This window comes from Autumnicola patrickiae, from assembly GCF_031846525.1.
GTDB classification, from domain to species: Bacteria; Bacteroidota; Bacteroidia; order Flavobacteriales; family Flavobacteriaceae; genus Autumnicola; species Autumnicola patrickiae.
In genome coordinates, this window is sequence record NZ_JAVRHM010000071.1 from 1 (window position 1) to 814 (window position 814).

2 protein-coding genes are annotated in these 814 nt (G+C 39.4%); both read left to right on the forward strand.

Annotated features, from left to right (window positions below):
• On the forward strand, positions 1-570 hold a 570-nt coding region (locus RM549_RS19390; RefSeq protein ID WP_311687769.1), incomplete at its 5' end, for a cation efflux transmembrane domain-containing protein.
• The coding region (locus RM549_RS19395; protein ID WP_311687770.1) for a lipoprotein N-acyltransferase Lnb domain-containing protein at positions 567-814 on the forward strand (248 nt) is incomplete at its 3' end. The genes RM549_RS19390 and RM549_RS19395, both read left to right, overlap by 4 nt.

Here is an 814-nt window from a genome sequence, read left to right on the forward strand (position 1 = left end):
AAAACATTAAAACAAGTCCTGGGAATCAATATGTTTCAGGTGGCACTGGCCGGTATTGTTGGCTTTATAGCAAATTCCACAGGATTATTGGGTGCTGCACTTGACAACCTTGCTGACTCAGCCGTTTACATTGTAAGCATATACGCTGTGGGCAAAGGTGCTGTAGCTCAATCACGCGCTGCAAACCTTTCCGGTGTTCTTTTAATTGGGCTGGGTCTGCTTTTGTTAGGTGAAGTGATTAGGCGTTTCCTTACAGAAGCCGAACCAATTGGCTGGGCAATGATCATTACGGCGATCATAAATGCGGCGAGTAATCTTTTTGCCTTGCGCCTGCTGAAATCTCAAGGTGAAAGAGGCGTACATATGAAAGCCTCTATGGTATTTACCAGCAACGATATGCTTGTTAATTTAGGCATTGTATTGTCCGGTATTGGGGTGATGCTGCTTAACTCCCCTCTTCCTGATTTGATCATCAGCCTTATAACCGTAGGAATTGTACTAAAAGGAGGATATGAAATTCTTAAAGAAGCCAAAAAAGCACGTAGGCAAGCCGAAAACGATCAAAAATGAAAAATTTTTTATTTATTATATTTTTGTTTAGTCAATCGGGATATCCTGGCAATCATCTGGAAATTAGCATCCTTACCTGTTCGCCCGGTGATGAAGTATATTCAGTTTTTGGACATTCTGCAATTAGAATCAAAGATAAAGATCAATCATTAGATTGGGTTTACAATTTTGGAATGTTTGATTTTGAAAGTCCCAATTTTACTTTCAAATTTATAAGAGGAAAACTCAAGTACTACTTAGGCAT